This window comes from Hymenobacter sp. UYAg731 (genome assembly GCF_054061335.1).
Genome location: NZ_JBSSEC010000005.1, coordinates 291,090 through 305,994, shown reverse-complemented (window position 1 = coordinate 305,994; position 14,905 = coordinate 291,090). Strand labels below are relative to the sequence as shown.

Genomic DNA, 14,905 nt, shown 5'->3' with positions numbered 1-14,905 from the left:
CGTACCAGCGTCGTTTTGGTGACAGATTGTCACCGATTGCCGGTTTGGGGCGAAGGTGTGCGACGCGGTGGCCGGGTTTGGTGCGGGCAGGTGTGGTTTCCCTGACAAGGGGGCGGAAGGATGACTGGAAGCATTTTGCTGGGTTAACAATAAACCCTGTCCAGATTGGTTGTATAGCTTTGCTGTAATCTATGGGCTACTTGCTACTCATCTTGCTAACCTTCTTAATTGCACCATCCTTTATTGTTGGCGCATGCACTCTGCCTTGGCTCACCGGTACGGTATCTATGAAGTGGATTAAAGCGATGCTTACCGGTTTTCTAGCTACCGTTGCAACATATCTGCTTGGTTATTTTGTAGCTGCTGCGTCAACGCTCATATGAAGCCGAATCAGAAATTAATCAAAGCATCTGCAGCTATAGTAGCTGGGTTGATACTGTCGCTGGTATTTATGTTAGGCACCTGTTCACTGGTCGAAACTGTGAATCCGTTTGACCCCTATGCCGATACTGAATTTGCTAAGTTTTATTCGCCTAAAAAATTCAAGGCTGTAAAAGCCGGAATGAGTAAGGGTCAAGTAAAAAAAATCATTGGTAAACCATTGTATCAGTATAGGGATACTCTCGCTAACCATGCGGTGACGATGGTATATGAGTATACCAGAGATGGGTATCTGAGAAAAAGAACAGATAAGAAATATGCATTAGTCGGAGATTTGGCTTGGTACAAGTCAAGAGTGATTTTCAATGCGGACAACGTTGTAACGAGTCTTGATTCTGGCTGGGCCTATTATTGAAATAGCCGCCGATAAAATCTTTAGCGATACAGAAACGCCCGCGTCTGCTGCTCCCAGTCCATAGAATAGCGCTTCCAATACGGCTCGTGGCCCACGCCGGGGAAATCGTGGCGGGCTTTGGGGCCGGCGAGGTGGGCGAAGATGGCATCGGTTTCGGCGCGGGTGACGCGCGGGTCGGCGGTGCCCCAGAGCAGGAGGGTGGGCGTGTGGATTTGGCTGGCGTAGTGCTCAGCGTTGAGGCCGAAGGCCCAGAAACCGTTTTGCACGCCGCCCCAGAACACCAGCAAATCGGCCATTGGGAAACCGGGGACGTGCATGGATTCGAAGCGGTTGTAGGCCGTTTGGCGCATGTTGCCGTAGGGGCATTCGAGGATGTTGGCGGTGGGGCGGATGCCCAGTTCGGCCTCGGCCCGCAGGATGGCCACGGCACCCATACTGATGCCGTAGAGGATGAGTGAATCGGCGGGGTGCCGGGTGCGGAGGTAGCGCACGGTGGCGGCCACGTCATCGGCTTCGCGGTAACCCACGGTGGTGCGGAAACCGGCTGAATTGCCGTTGCCGGCCTGGTCCACGAGTAGCACGTTGTAGCCCAGGCGGCGGAAGTAGCCGGCCTCGTGGGTGAGGTGCGACTTGCTGCTGGTGTAGCCGTGAAACAGCGCCACCGTGCCGTGCGCCTGGCTGCTGTCGGGCCGGGCGTACCAGGCTTCGAGCGGGCCGTTGGGGCTGGCGATGATTATGGTTTCGACCGGGAAACTGGGTTTGGGGCCGTTGAAAGGCTTGGGGTTGCGGATGCCGGTGAGCAACAGCCAGATTTTCTGGCCGGGACCGAGCTGCTCGGGGTTGGGCGAGTGCAGGCCGGGGTCGTTGGAAAAATGCGTGAAGCGCCAGGCGTGGAAGAAGGCCACGGCATTCATGGCTCCGAAGGCGGCGAGGAACAGCAGCAGGAGCCAGCGGCGGCGACGGTGGCGGCGTGGGTGAGGTTGGTTCATCAGCGGGAGAAAGCGTCTAGTAACGGCGTACTGCTCCCGATATTTTGCGCAGTTCCGTCACTTCTGCCGCCGTTAGCTCGCGCCACTGGCCGGGTTGCAGGTTGCCCAGCCCCAGCGGGCCGATGGCGGCGCGCACCAGGCGCAGGCAGGGCAGGCCCACGGCGGCGCACATTTTGCGCACCTGGCGGTTCATGCCCTGCGAAATCCGGATTTCGAGCCAGCTGGTGGGGATGCTGGCCCGGTAGCGGATTGGCGGGGTGCGCGGCCAGAGGTGGGCGGGTTCGGGCAGCTCGGTGGCTTCGCCGGGGGCGGTGAGGCCTTCTTTTATCTGCACGCCGCGCCGCAGCTGCGCCAAAGCTTCTGCCGAAACCAGGCCTTCGACCTGCGCCCAGTAGGTTTTCGGGACTTTGAACTTGGGGTCGCTGAGACGGTGCTGGAGCTGCTTGTCGTCGGTGAGCAGGAGCAGGCCCTCGCTGTCGAAATCCAGGCGGCCGACGGGGTACACATCGGGCACGGGCACGAAATCCTTGAGCGTGGCGCGGCCGTGCTCGTCGGTGAACTGGGTGAGGACTTCGTAGGGCTTGTTGAGGAGGATATAACGCATAGTAGCGCGAACTTTTAGTTCGCGTCCCGAAACGATAATCGTTGTGACGGCGCGGGGACGCGAACTACAAAGTTCGCGCTACTTCTCCCACCACCGCTCTTTCGGCAGCGCGGTGCCCAACGTTACCGGTTCGCCCAGATGCGGCGTGGTGATGACCTGGCCCAGGCGGGCCGCCTCGGCGGTAGCGCGGGTCACGGGCTCGTTCCAAGCGTGGAGGGATTCGGTGAACGCGCCCCAATGCACGGGCAGCATTACGGCGGCGCGCACGTCGCGGGCGGCCTGCACGCTTTGCTCGGGCTTCATGTGGATTTCGGCCCAGCTCTCATTGTACTGCCCGCATTCGACCAGCGCCAAATCGAACGGCCCGTACTGCCGGCCGATGGCGGCAAAGTGCGGCCCATAGCCGCCATCGCCGGTGTAGAACACGCGCTTGGCAGCGGCCTGCACCACCCACGAGCACCACAGCGTGGAATTGCGGTTGGTAAGGCCACGCCCCGAAAAGTGGCGGCTGGGCGTGCAGCGCAGCGTGAGGCCCGGGATGCTGGCACTGTCGCCCCAGTTCATTTCGGTGATGCGCGCCGGGGCCACGCCCCAGGCCCGCAGGTGCGGGCCGATGCCGAGTGGCACGTAGAAATGGCCCACTTTGTCCTTTATTTTCCGGATGGTTTCGTAGTCAAGGTGGTCGTAGTGGTCGTGCGAGATGAGGACGGCGGCGATGGGCGGCAGCTTTTCGGGCGTGATGGCCAGGCGGCGGTTGTAGCGCTTGGGCGTGGCCCAGCTTACGGGGCCCATTTTCACGCTCAGCATGGGGTCGAGCAGGATGTTCTGGCCCGCGATTTCGAGCAGGCTGGCCGAGTGGCCAAACCACGTCACGCGCACCATTTCGGGCGTTTTCCGGGTGATGGCCAGCGAATCGAGCGGCTGCTGGGGCAGCGGCCCGGGCGGGGCGGCCCGCGGCGATTTATGAAACAGGAATTCCCACATCACCGCCGGCATGCTGCCGCCCGTCATTTCCCGGGTCGGAATCAGGTTCACAAATTTGCCTTCCTGCGCATTGTAATGGCCTGATTTGGCATAAACTTCCTTGTCGGCTTTGGTGGGGGTGCCGCCCAGTTGCGGGCTGAGACCCGTGAAAGCCACTACCGCAATAAGCAAGGTGCTGAGGATGCCGCCGGTTGCCATGAGGAAGGTTTTAAAGGGTTTTCTCATGCCTTTAAGAGCGCGGCGCGGCATTGCTGTGCGCCAGCGCCACGATGTCGCGCACTTCGAGCACGGGCTTGGAGTAGCCGAAATCGGCGGCGTTAATCATGGCCCGGCCCACTTCCTGCATGGTGCTCACGAAGTTGGGGGCCAGTTTGCGGGCCACCGGGTAGAGCCAGGCAATGGCCCCGTACCACTTCAGCGCGTTGCGCTGGCCGGGCGTGATTTTCATGAAGCCCGGCCGGAACATGTAGGCCGCCTGGAAGGGCAGGCGCAGCAGGTCATTTTCGGTGCGGCCCTTCACGCGGGCCCAGTGCTGACGGCTGGTTTCGCTGCTGTCGGTGCTCGCCCCGGAGACGTAAATGAACGTGAGTTCCGGGTTGAGGCGCAGCAGGGCCTGGCCCACGGCCAGCGTCATGTCGTGGGTGATGCGCTCGTACTCTTCCTTCGAAATGCCCACCGACGACACCCCCGCGCAGAAAAAACAGGCGTTGTAGCCCGTCAGCTGGCTTTCCACGGCGCTCAGGTTGGCTAGGTCGAGCACCAGCAGCTCGCGCATTTTGGCGTGGCTGCGGCCGGTGGGCTTGCGCGTGAGCACCAATACGTGCGCCACGGCGGGATTTTGCAGGCATTCGAGCAGGACGCCCTCGCCCACCATGCCAGTGGCCCCGGTCAGGATGACTCGTAGATTCATATCAGTTCGGTAAAGTAGGAGGGAGGACGCAACGGCGGCGGTTTTGCTTTACGACGGAACCAACAGAACAGTGTAGAGACGCATAATTGCGTCTCATGGCGCCCGTCGTTCTCACGTCATCGTTCAATAATGAGACGCAATTACGCGTCTCTACACGCTGCCCGAATACTTCCGCACGGCCCATTCCACCGTCAAAAAGCCTAAAATCACGAAGAAAATCCACTTCAGATTGATGAGGTCCTTCAGGTCTTCCTCGGCCGTAATCACCGGCTTGTAGTTGGCCTTGATGATGTTTTGGGCCAGCTTGTCGATTTGGGCGGGGTAGTACAGCCGTGCGCCACTGCGGCGCGAGAGCTGCGCCAGCAGGTTGTGGTCGGCCTTCGATTCCAGGGCTTCGAGCGGCTGCGCCTGCACCAATAGCTCGCCGGCGTCTTGCTGGGCCTGGCCGCCCAGCGTGGCCCGGGCCTGGAAGCGGTAGAGGCCGGCCGGCAGCGGCCCCAGGTGCAGGGGCGAGCCGTCCTCCGGGTTGGCGAAGGAGAAGCGGCGGGCCTGCTTCTTTTCGTCGGTTAAAATTAGGTCAATTTGCTGGTTGTAGAGGCGCTCGAAAACGGCGTTGTAGGTTTCGGCTCCCAGGGTCACGTCGTCCTGCGTGCCGAACACGTCCTGCGTGGGGTACACGTCGAGGTGCTTTTTGTTGGCGTTTTGGGTGAGGAGCTGGAGCGTGCGAATGATGAGGCGGTCGTAGGCTTCGGGCTTGTCGTCGTGGGCCACGGCTTCGCTCAGGCGCCATTGCCAGCTGCCCTCGGTGAGCAGCGTGGCCTGGCGGCGGTCGGTGGGGCCACCAAAAACCAGCAGCGGCTTTTGGGTGGGCACGCGGCCCACGCGCTGCCACAGCGCCGCCTCGGCCCCCGCGCCCAGCCGCAACTCGCCGAACGGCACCGGCGTGGGTGGATACTGCGCAAAGCGGCGGGCCGATTCCTCATCCGTGGCAAACCGGGCGAAGCCGGGGTTGGGCAGCGGCGTCACCTCATCCGTCTGCGCCCCGCGCGGCTGGATGGTGAGGCCCGCGCCGAGTTGGTTGTAAGCGCCCAAATCGGACTGCGCCCCAATAATGTAGAGTGCCGGCGTGCGCCGGGCCTTCACCTGGGCCAGAATCTCACTGCCCAGCCCGTCCTGGGCCGGTAGTTGGTGCAGGATGGCCACGTCGAAGTCGGCCCCCGCTTTCAACGGGGTCACGCCGGGCAGGGCCAGGGTGAGGTCGAAGTTGTCGTTGGCCAGAATGGCGGCGCGGAGGGCTTTCAAATCCGGGTGCGGGGCCGCGCCGGCCAGCAGCACGCGCAGCTTGCCCTTCACAATCTCGATGAAGGCCGTGCGGGCGTTGTTCAGCGCCGTAAACTCGCCGGGCTGGGGCACGATTCGGACTTCGTAGTGCCGCTTGCCCGGCGCGGGCGCGGTCAGCTGAAACGTGGCGCGCACCCGCCGCCGGCCGGCGGGCAGGGCCACGCGGCGGGAGTCGAGCACACGGTTGCCCTCGCGCAGCTCCACGGTGGCCGCGCCGCCGGCGTAGCCTTCAAAGCCCAGCTCGGCTTCGATGGGGAATTTATTGCCGCTGAAGGCCACGCGGTTGTAGGTGAGGTCGGTCAGGCGCAGGTCGCGCTTGGGGATGGTGTCGCCCACGGCCACGGTGTAAATCGGGAAGCTGAATTCGGAAGAGGCAGGGCTGCGGCCCTGGTTCACAAGGCCGTCGCTGAGGAGCACCACACCGGCCAGGTTGCGGCCGTCGTAGGCCTCGCGGGTGCCGGCCAGTAGCTGGTCGAGGTCGGAGGTAGCGGCCGAGAAGCGCAATGAATCGAGCCGGGCCGGGTGAGCGGGCGGGGCGTTCAGGGTGCGGGTTTCGACGGTGAAGCCCTTGCCGCGCAACGTTTCGGCCAGCCGGGCGAGGCCGGTGGTGGCTTGGTCAAGCACGTTTTTGGGCGTGAACAGCTCTACCGACTGTGAATTATCGACGGCTAGCACCAGCGTGGGCGCTTCGGTGCGCGTGGTGGTGGTGCGGATGAACGGGGCCAGCAGCAGGTAGCACAAAAAGCTTACAACCGCGAAGCGCAGGCCCGCCAGCGCGTAGTTGCGCTGCTTGCTCCAGGGCGCTTTGGCCGAGTATTGCAGCGCCGCGTAGCCTGCGCCCACGGCCAGGCAGAGCAGGATGAACCAGGAGGAATATTGAGTGGTCAGCAAACGGAAATCGGATTGAATCAGCGCTAAAGGTCGGCTCGCGCCGCTAAAGTTGCAGCCGGCCGCTGCTTCAACGGCTGCGCACCGCCGGCCGTTCGCCGCCGGGTACCCGGCTTGCCCACAAAGTTATGCCCCCGGCCGGCGCGTGAGGGGGCAAGGCCCGGTGGCCGGTAAGCCGAAGCGCGGCCGGCCGGATTTCCCTTTTCGGGCGTTCCATTTTTCAGAATCAGGGTGCGTCGGCGTGGTTCTTACGGCCCAGAATGACCGCAAACTTAGATTAAATAAGAAAATACGTGATTAAAAATATTAATATTTAGATAAATTATTTATAATATTATAAAATGCTTGCCGCTGTAAAAGGGGAGCGTTTGGACTTTATAACTGAATGAAAACCAACAAATATTCTGAAAAAGACGGTTTTGCCCGGTGGTTCTAGGGTTCTCGAACCAAACGCTGCCAAGGGCTGAAGGCCTCCTAATCGCCGACTTCGGGGCGGGCGAAGTCGCATAAGCCCATGAAAATGGCCGAGATATTACCCGTTACCTGTCAGCCCTCTGCACCGCCTGCGCGCAAGCGCCGCTGAGCCCCTGCGTCGCTGCCCCCTTTTACTACCGCCAGCCAGCCGCTAATACATGCTTTAGGGCCTGGCAGCGCATGACTTGGATTCTAAAACATAGTAACATATACTTTATAAATCATTTTACCTAATGCGCCATGTCAATTCCGTACACTCCCTTTCGTGATTTGAAATTGCTACTTGCTGTTTTTTGCACTGGCCTGGCTATGCTGGCAGGCCCCGGCACGTTGCTGGCCCAATCCCGCATTCTGTTTGTGGGCAACAGCTTCACGCACGGCTACGTCGCGCCGGCGCTGAACTACAACAGTGCCGCCATTACGGACGAAAACTACGGCCAGCCCACCACCTCTCCCCGGCACGAAAGCGACGACTCAGGGCCTTGGGGTGGTGTGCCGGGCATTTTCAAGAAATTCACCGACGAGGCTGGGCTGGCTTATGAAGTGCATATCGAAGCCATCAACGGGGTGGACCTGACGTATCACTACACCAACGCGCTCTCCGTTATTCGGCAGGCTGGCTGGGACAAAGTGGTGCTCCAGGAGCTGAGCACGGCCCCGTTGCCAGTGAACAAAGGCGGCAACCAGGCCGATTTTTTCAACTACACCACGCAGCTGGAACAGGCAATTCATTCGGTGAACGCGGCGGCAAAAGTCTACCTCTACGAAACCTGGGCGCGCGCCGACCTGACCTATCCGGCCGGCCAGCCGTACTCGGGCCAGCCCATTACCGCCATGGGAACGGACCTGCACAATGGCTACAATCAGGCTTTTACGCAGAACGGGCATTTTGAAGCGGTGGCTCCCGTGGGCGATGCCTGGCAGCTGGCCATGCAAACGGGGGTGGCCCTGACGAATCCCTACAACCCCACGGCCGGGAAGCTCGACCTGTGGTCCAATTATTTTCACGCCAGCAAATGGGGTTCGTACCTGAGTGCCTGCGTGTTGCTGTACCAAATTGCGGGGGTTGACCCGCGCACCCTTGGGGCCGGGGAAACTGCCGCCGCCGACCTGGGCATTGCGCCGGCCGATGCCGTGGCCTTGCAGCAGGTGGCTTACAACCAAGTGAATACTGGGGCTAGTCCCTCCAATTATTCCCTGACGGTGACGGCCGCCGGCAGCGGCACGGTGGCCAAAAGCCCGGACCAACCCAGCTACGCCAGTGGCACGAGCGTGAGCCTGACGGCCACCCCGGCAGCGGGCTTCACCTTCACGGGCTGGAGCGGCGATGCGATGGGCACGGCCAGTCCTTTATTGGTGACGGTGACGGCCAATAAGACCATTACGGCCACGTTTACGGCTATTCCTCCCACGACTTACACGCTGACCACCAACGTCGTGGGCACGGGCACGGTGGCCAAAAACCCCAGCCAGGCCAGCTACGCCAGTGGGGCGAGCGTGAGCCTGACGGCTACGCCCGGCACGGGTTACACCTTCACGGGCTGGAGCGGCGATGCGACGGGCACGGCCAACCCGCTCACCGTCACCATGACGGCCAATAAGGCCATTACGGCCACTTTCACGCCTAATGGCCAAAGCGTTGTGAGCTATACGCTGGTGAATACTGATACCAACGTGGATATTCAGATAGTCTCAACGGGCGCAGTGCTCAACCTGGCCACCTTGCCCACTACCCACCTGAACGTCCGGGCCAATACCAACCCGTCCCCGGTGGGCAGCGTCGTCTTCGCCCTGCGCGGCACGCAAACCCAGAACCAGACCGAAACATCGGCCCCTTATGCATTATTTGGCGACAATGGAGCCGGCAAATACAATTCCTGGACGCCGGCAGTCGGCAGCTACACGCTCACGGCTACGCCGTACAGCGCGGGCGGCGGTGGGGGCACGGCCGGCACGCCCCTCAGTATCAGCTTCAGCGTATCAAACCAGGCGACCACGGCTAGTTATGCCCTCACCGTCAGCACCGTTGGCAGTGGCACGGTTACCAAAAGTCCGGACCAGGCCAGCTATGCCAGCGGCACAAACTTGAGCCTGACGGCCACGCCCGCCACCGGCTACCAGTTCAGCGGCTGGAGCGGCGACGCCACGGGGGCCACCAACCCGCTTAGCGTGACCATGACGTCCAATAAGACCATTACGGCCACGTTTACGGCTATTCCTCCCATGACTTATACGCTGACCACCAACGCAGTGGGCACGGGCACGGTGGCCAAAAGCCCCAGCCAGACCAGCTACGCCAGCGGGGCGAGCGTAGCCCTGACGGCTACGCCTGGCACAGGTTACACCTTCACGGGGTGGAGCGGCGATGCGACGGGCACGACCAACCCGCTGACCGTGACGATGACGGCCAACAAGGTCATCACGGCCACGTTCACGGCCGCTAGCGGTACTGGACTGACTTTTTACCGTGCCCTGAACATCAATGGCAATGCGCTGGTGCTTGATGGCCAAAACTGGGAAGCCGCCACGGGGGCGGCCAACTTCACCGTCACGGGCACGCGGTTTGCAAATCAAAACGTTACCCTGAACCCGGCCACCGATGCCCTGCGGGCCGGCATGATTCGCTCGTCGGTATACGGCCCCAGCATCGATGCGACGCTACGCAACGTGCCGGCGGGCACCTACGCCGTGTATGCGTACGTGTGGGAGGACAACAGCCCGGAAACCTTTAGTGTGCGCGTGCAGGGCCAAATAGTGCTGGCCAGCTACAACAGCGGGGCGGTGGGGCGCTGGAGCCGGCTGGGGCCGTACACCGCCCCCGTCACCAGCAGCGGCACACTGGTGCTGAGTACCGCCGGCGGCTATGCCAACTTGTCGGGGGTGGAAGTGTGGCGGCAGAGCACTGCCGGCGCGGCCAGAACTGCCCTGTTGACTGATTTCAGCGGCGACGGACCTCAGCCGGCGCCGTCAGCCAGCAGCCCCGTCGCAGCCCGGTTGGGCAGCACCACCGGCATCGCCACGCCCCAGGTGTTCCCCAACCCGACCAGCGACGGCCGGTTGTGGATACTGCTGCCCGATGAATTTCAGGGGCCGGTAGCGTATTCGCTGGTGTCGGTAGTCGGGGCGAAGCTGGCGAGCGGTCAGTTAACCGGGGCAACGCAGCGGCTTGACTTTTCCCGCGAGCTAACCGCTTCCGGCCTGTATTACCTGCTGCTGAAAGGGTGGAATCAGCGCGCCCAAATCAAGCTGGTGCGGCCTTAGCGAGCCAGCACCGTTACCAGTTCAGGGCTAGTGAAGATGCTGACCGGCGAAATAACTGTTTCATCCAACGGCAGCTTATCGCCATATCGTTCACGCAGCCTGGCTTGCACCAGCGGGTTGCTCAGGTCGAAATCGCGCAGGTGCTGGAGCTGCCCCAGCTGCCGGCCCAGCCCGCGCTCGTACACTTTCCAGATAAGCTCGGAGCAATAAATCCGGTCGTCGGACCAACCGAAATACAGGTCGTACTTATGCCCCAGCATGGGCTGCCCGGCCGCTTTGAGGCGGGCCAGCGCGGCGGGCGTGAGGGCGGTGGCCGCGTCGCGCAGCCGCTTGGTCACGAAGTGGCCGCCCTGGCCCCGCGCCACCCAATCGACCAGCGGCGTAAGTTTCACCGGCTGCACGGCCTCAAACACCTGCCAGTTTCCGGCCTCTTTATACACGATGCCGCAGTGGCTCCAGGCCGAGTGCGTGGCCAGCTGAATGGCTTGGCTTTGGGCCGATTGGGAGGTGTGGAAAATCAGGTCGCCGTCGTGGAGCTGGGGCGTGATTTGGGCGGTGGTGGCTTCAGCGGCGCGGTGGCTTTGGTAGCGGAGCAGCCGGCGGTGCAGGCGCGGGTAGGCGGCGAGTGCGAGGGTGGTGAGGAGCAGGAAGGGGAGGAGGAGCCAGCGTTTCATTGGAAGCATTTGGTACTTGTGTCTCACCTTTGCTAAGCTAAATGCAATAGAGAAATGGCTCCAAAAGAATTGGTGAATCAGCTTGTCAAAAATAAAATCAGGCCTGCTTTTAAAGCAGCAGGCTTTACCATTGAGGGCAATACATTCTGGAAGGGAGAGGTTGGTTTTGCGAAAATATTCAACATCCAAAACAGCCATTTTAACAGTGCCCTTTCAGCGTCATTCGATATAAATATTGGGTTGTTTTTCCCGTTGACGTATGGATGGCGGCTTGCATGGCCACTTCCTAAAAAGCCAAAGATTGAACATTGTCAGTTTGGGTTTCGAGCATCGGCTTTAACTGGGCGGCATCAACCCTATGCCGTCAGTGGTGAAACAGCGATAAAGCAGCTTGAGGAAATAGTCGAAACTGAAGTGACTGATATCATCCAGTGGTTCGCTTCAATTGTGGAATTGGAAGACTGTTTGACTGCCCAAAAACAAGTTTATCCACCCGGCCAAACCTGCGCTTATGATGTTGCGCTTACTTATGCCGAGTTAGGAGACTTAGCCAAAGCAAAAGATGTTTTCAAAGCATTTGTAACTCAACCAATCGGTAATCCTACTGAGCGAGTGAAGATGAATGCGGAGGCGAAAAGGCGTGGGCTTGAGGTCTGACTTCAAATTAAAAGGACACCGGGCAGAAATAGCGCGGTGTCCTTTTAATTTGAAGCCACTTATTCCCTGCTACGTCAGCATCCCGCCATCCACTTGCAGCACTTGGCCGGTGATGTAGGCCGAATCATCCGAGGCCAGAAATGCGGTGGCCTTCGCCACGTCCTCCGGCCGGCCGCCTCTTTTCAACGGAATGGCTTTGCGCCACTCATCTACCTGCTTGGGGTCGAGGGCGTCGGTCATTTCGGTTTCGATGAAGCCGGGGGCCACGGCATTGCAACGGATGTTGCGCGAGCCCAGCTCCAGGGCCACCGATTTGGTGAAGCCGATGATGCCGGCTTTGCTGGCGGCGTAGTTGGCCTGCCCGGCGTTGCCCTTGATGCCCACCACGCTGGTCATGTTGATGATGGAGCCGGCCTTGGCGCGCATCATGGGCTTGGTGGCGGCTTTGGTGAGGTTGAAGACGGACTTGAGATTGACGGTGAGCACGTTGTCCCACTGCTGCTCGCTCATGCGCATGAGCAGGCCGTCCTGTGTGATGCCGGCGTTGTTGACGAGGATGTCGAGCTTGCCAAAATCGGCCACCACGTCTTCAATCAGCTTTTCGGCCTGGGCGTAGTCGGAGGCGTCGGAGCGGTAGCCTTTTACCTTGGTGCCGGCGGCCGAAAGCTCAGCCTCCAGCGCCTGGCCCTTTTCCACCGACGACAAATACGTGAAGGCGACATCGGCGCCGAGCTGGGCAAAATGCGCCGCGATGGCGCGGCCAATTCCTTTGGAAGCGCCCGTCACGAGGGCCACTTTTCCGGTGAGTGTGTTGGTCATGGGGCGAAGGTAAGTAGCGCGAACGTAGCGCGAACTTTCCAGTTCGCGTCCCCGGACGACTCGCATAGGGCTTTAATGGCGCGGGGCCGCGAACTGGAAAGTTCGCGCTACGGGCAGCTACATCGGGCTAACTTCGCCCCAGATTATGCTTCACCACGACATCTGCATCCTGGGCGCGGGCCCCGGCGGGGCCACCGCCGCCCTGCACCTCGCCAACGCTGGCCAGCGCTGCCTGCTGCTGGACCGCGCCGCCTTCCCGCGCGACAAAATCTGCGGCGATGCCCTCAGCGGTAAGGTTATCAATGAGTTGAAGCGCATTGAGCCCGGCCTGCACGCCAAGCTGGCCGCCTCGCCCATCCAGGTTCCCAGCTGGGGCATCGACTTTATCGCGCCCAACGGCCGCAAGCTCGCCATCCCCTTCAAGCCCAAGTTCGATAAAGCCACCGACCACACCGCCGGCCACGTCGCCAAGCGCATCGACTTCGATAATTTCCTGGTCGACGAAGTGCGGCAGCGGCCCGAAATAGACTTCCGCGAAAACGTGGACGTGGCCCGCACCGAGCGCACGCCCACCGGCTGGCAATTATTTGATAAAGCCGGCCACGAAGTCGCCACCTGCCGCTTGCTGCTGGTGGCCAACGGTGCCCAATCGGATTTCGCCCGCAAAGTGGCTGGCCACGCCCTGGAGCCCGACCACCATTGCGCCGGCCTGCGCACTTATTATGACGGCGTGAGCGGCCTCAGTCCCGATAATTTCATCGAGCTGCACTTCATCAAGGACTTCTTGCCCGGCTACCTCTGGGTGTTCCCGCTGCCCAACGGCCAGGCCAACGTAGGCGTGGGCATGCTCTCAAAAGCCGTGGCCGATAAAAAGGTGAACCTGCGCCAGCGCCTTGATGAGATTCTGGCCACGCACCCCACACTGGCCCCGCGCTTCGCTGGAGCCACGCGGCTGGGGGCCGTCAAAGGCTTTGGCCTGCCGCTGGGCTCGAAGCGGCGGGCGCTGTCGGGGGGCGGGTATTTCCTGCTCGGCGATGCCGGCTCGCTCATCGACCCGTTTTCGGGCGAGGGCATTTCGCACGCTATGGTGAGCGGCCGGCACGCCGCCATCTGGGCGGTGGAGGCGGTGAAAAAAGCCGATTTCAGCCCCGAGTTCCTTAAAAACTACGACAAAGCCGTGTACAACCGCCTCGGCCAGGAGCTGCGCCTGAGCCGCGTGATGCAGCGGCTGCTCAACTTCCCCAGCCTCTTCAACATCATCGCCAACCGCGCCGTGAACAACCCCACGCTGGCCGAAACCTTGTCCATGATGTTCATGGATTTGGACCTGCGCGAGCGGCTCCGCAAGCCGAGCTTTTACTTCAAGTTGTTTTTCGGCGGCAAGTAGCTTGGAATCTGCGAGTCCGGGTTGTGAGCGTAGCGAGCATGCCGCGTCTGCTCAGGTTCGGGCTTTTGCCTTGCGATTAGCTCGGCAGTTCTTAACGCGGGATGCTCGTTGCGCTCGCACTCGGACTCGCAGAGGCCAAGCTACTGCTTAATGCTGGCCGGGCTTGGGGTGGTAGCCCGTGCCTGGGCGCGCCACCGGGGCCGGTTTGATGGGCGCTTTGCCTTCCTCGTTGCCCACGTAGCGACGCAGGCTTTTGGCGGCTTCTGGGTTCAGCTTGGCCGCTTTTTCGAGGTCGCGGCGGGCTTCGGAGAGCTTATCAAACGAGGAATAGCTGATGCCGCGGTATTCCCAGGCATCGGCGTAGGTCGAATCGAGCTGGATGGCCTTAGTGAAATCGACCACGGCGGGCTTGTACTGGTACATCTGCATCTTGGCCACGCCCCGGCCGAAGTACGATTCCTTGTCATCGGGCCGGTACTTAATGGCCCCCGAAAAGTCCGTAGCCGCCGACTTGTACTGCTTCATCATCAGGCGGTTCACGCCGCGGTTGTAGTAGGCATCGGGGTTGTTGCGCTGGTATTTGATGGCCGTGGCGTAGTCGGGCAGTGCCTCCGCATAGTTCTTGAGGTAGCTTTTGGCCTTGGCCCGCTGCAGGTAAGCCAACGAGCTCTTGGGCTCTACTTTGATGATGGCATCGGCGTTGGCCAGCATGTTGCGGTAGTCGAGGGGCGTCATTTTTTTCTCCTTTTCGCGCTCAGCTGAGGCCGCCGTGGCCGACAGCGCATTCGGGTCGGGCCGGTCGGCGGCCAGCGCGGCAGCCGAGGCCGCATCCGAAGCCACGGCGGTACCGGGCGTAGCGGCAATACCATTGGCTACGCCGGTGGTGCGGGCATCCGCCGCCGAAGTGGCCGCGCCGGTCGAGTCGGGCTGGCGGGCGTCGGTTACGGGCGGCATGGTCATGAGCTGGCTGGTGTTGCCCGGCTTCTCCTTTTCGGTGACGGTGGTAGCGCAGTTGGTAAGGAAAGCCAGCAGCCCAAGGGCTGCCACAGGAGCGCGAAAATGTGATTTCATGGAATGCAGAATGTGTAGCGACGGCAAGCTGTGCCGTAGCCGGGCCTTGT

12 protein-coding genes are annotated in these 14,905 nt (G+C 61.3%); 4 read left to right on the top strand and 8 right to left on the bottom strand.

The window, feature by feature from the left end; translation table 11 throughout:
- Positions 1-379: 379 nt before the first annotated feature.
- A complete protein-coding gene (bamE, locus tag ACVWYF_RS17165) occupies positions 380-796 on the top strand; it encodes an outer membrane protein assembly factor BamE domain-containing protein (RefSeq protein WP_457070235.1) in 417 nt (138 codons plus the stop codon).
- Between the two features lie 20 nt (positions 797-816).
- Here the strand turns inward: bamE and ACVWYF_RS17160 are convergent, their stop codons facing one another.
- The 5 genes from ACVWYF_RS17160 to ACVWYF_RS17140 form a co-directional block, all read right to left on the bottom strand.
- Entirely contained in the window at positions 817-1,785 is a 969-nt protein-coding gene (locus ACVWYF_RS17160; RefSeq protein WP_457070233.1) for an alpha/beta hydrolase, read from the bottom strand.
- A 16-nt stretch (positions 1,786-1,801) separates the two neighbouring features.
- Positions 1,802-2,389 carry a pseudouridine synthase gene (locus ACVWYF_RS17155; protein ID WP_457070231.1) on the bottom strand — a complete coding sequence of 196 codons (588 nt, stop codon included), beginning with the start codon at positions 2,387-2,389 and terminating at the stop codon, positions 1,802-1,804.
- Positions 2,390-2,467: 78 nt separating this feature from the next.
- Positions 2,468-3,598 (bottom strand): MBL fold metallo-hydrolase, encoded by a 1,131-nt coding sequence (locus ACVWYF_RS17150; protein WP_457070229.1) that lies wholly within the window; start codon positions 3,596-3,598, stop codon positions 2,468-2,470.
- A 4-nt stretch (positions 3,599-3,602) separates the two neighbouring features.
- Positions 3,603-4,283 carry an NAD-dependent epimerase/dehydratase family protein gene (locus ACVWYF_RS17145; protein WP_457070227.1) on the bottom strand — a complete coding sequence of 227 codons (681 nt, stop codon included), beginning with the start codon at positions 4,281-4,283 and terminating at the stop codon, positions 3,603-3,605.
- A 150-nt stretch (positions 4,284-4,433) separates the two neighbouring features.
- Positions 4,434-6,515: a VWA domain-containing protein gene (locus ACVWYF_RS17140; RefSeq protein ID WP_457070225.1), complete on the bottom strand. Its 2,082-nt coding sequence runs from the start codon at positions 6,513-6,515 to the stop codon at positions 4,434-4,436.
- Positions 6,516-7,256: 741 nt separating this feature from the next.
- On the opposite strand from ACVWYF_RS17140, the gene ACVWYF_RS17135 reads away from it, so the two are divergent.
- Positions 7,257-10,247 carry an InlB B-repeat-containing protein gene (locus tag ACVWYF_RS17135; RefSeq protein WP_457070223.1) on the top strand — a complete coding sequence of 997 codons (2,991 nt, stop codon included), beginning with the start codon at positions 7,257-7,259 and terminating at the stop codon, positions 10,245-10,247.
- Here ACVWYF_RS17135 and ACVWYF_RS17130 read toward each other — a convergent pair.
- Positions 10,244-10,921: a YiiX family permuted papain-like enzyme gene (locus ACVWYF_RS17130; RefSeq protein ID WP_457070221.1), complete on the bottom strand. Its 678-nt coding sequence runs from the start codon at positions 10,919-10,921 to the stop codon at positions 10,244-10,246. The two genes, ACVWYF_RS17135 and ACVWYF_RS17130, sit on opposite strands and share 4 nt — an antisense overlap.
- A gap of 54 nt (positions 10,922-10,975) precedes the next feature.
- Here ACVWYF_RS17130 and ACVWYF_RS17125 point away from each other — a divergent pair, with 54 nt between their 5' ends.
- A complete protein-coding gene (locus ACVWYF_RS17125; protein ID WP_457070219.1) occupies positions 10,976-11,578 on the top strand; it encodes a DUF4304 domain-containing protein in 603 nt (200 codons plus the stop codon).
- A 69-nt stretch (positions 11,579-11,647) separates the two neighbouring features.
- On the opposite strand, the gene fabG is transcribed toward ACVWYF_RS17125, so the two are convergent.
- Positions 11,648-12,397: a 3-oxoacyl-[acyl-carrier-protein] reductase gene (gene fabG, locus ACVWYF_RS17120; RefSeq protein ID WP_457070217.1), complete on the bottom strand. Its 750-nt coding sequence runs from the start codon at positions 12,395-12,397 to the stop codon at positions 11,648-11,650.
- A gap of 145 nt (positions 12,398-12,542) precedes the next feature.
- On the opposite strand from fabG, the gene ACVWYF_RS17115 reads away from it, so the two are divergent.
- The gene (locus ACVWYF_RS17115; protein WP_457070215.1) at positions 12,543-13,784 is read left to right on the top strand and encodes an NAD(P)/FAD-dependent oxidoreductase; all 1,242 of its coding nucleotides are present in this window, start codon (positions 12,543-12,545) and stop codon (positions 13,782-13,784) included.
- Positions 13,785-13,931: 147 nt separating this feature from the next.
- On the opposite strand, the gene ACVWYF_RS17110 is transcribed toward ACVWYF_RS17115, so the two are convergent.
- Complete coding sequence (locus ACVWYF_RS17110) at positions 13,932-14,855, bottom strand: tetratricopeptide repeat protein (RefSeq protein WP_457070213.1); 924 nt, start codon at positions 14,853-14,855, stop codon at positions 13,932-13,934.
- Between the last annotated feature and the right edge of the window lie 50 nt (positions 14,856-14,905).

What these genes read in the sequence shown, in the direction of transcription:
- bamE (WP_457070235.1), top strand. Translation starts at nt 380, where the DNA reads ATGAAGCCGAATCAGAAATTAATCAAAGCATCTGCAGCTATAGTAGCT.
- ACVWYF_RS17160 (WP_457070233.1), bottom strand. Translation starts at nt 1,785, where the DNA reads ATGAACCAACCTCACCCACGCCGCCACCGTCGCCGCCGCTGGCTCCTG.
- ACVWYF_RS17155 (WP_457070231.1), bottom strand. Translation starts at nt 2,389, where the DNA reads ATGCGTTATATCCTCCTCAACAAGCCCTACGAAGTCCTCACCCAGTTC.
- ACVWYF_RS17150 (WP_457070229.1), bottom strand. Translation starts at nt 3,598, where the DNA reads ATGAGAAAACCCTTTAAAACCTTCCTCATGGCAACCGGCGGCATCCTC.
- ACVWYF_RS17145 (WP_457070227.1), bottom strand. Translation starts at nt 4,283, where the DNA reads ATGAATCTACGAGTCATCCTGACCGGGGCCACTGGCATGGTGGGCGAG.
- ACVWYF_RS17130 (WP_457070221.1), bottom strand. Translation starts at nt 10,921, where the DNA reads ATGAAACGCTGGCTCCTCCTCCCCTTCCTGCTCCTCACCACCCTCGCA.
- ACVWYF_RS17125 (WP_457070219.1), top strand. Translation starts at nt 10,976, where the DNA reads ATGGCTCCAAAAGAATTGGTGAATCAGCTTGTCAAAAATAAAATCAGG.
- fabG (WP_457070217.1), bottom strand. Translation starts at nt 12,397, where the DNA reads ATGACCAACACACTCACCGGAAAAGTGGCCCTCGTGACGGGCGCTTCC.
- ACVWYF_RS17115 (WP_457070215.1), top strand. Translation starts at nt 12,543, where the DNA reads ATGCTTCACCACGACATCTGCATCCTGGGCGCGGGCCCCGGCGGGGCC.
- ACVWYF_RS17110 (WP_457070213.1), bottom strand. Translation starts at nt 14,855, where the DNA reads ATGAAATCACATTTTCGCGCTCCTGTGGCAGCCCTTGGGCTGCTGGCT.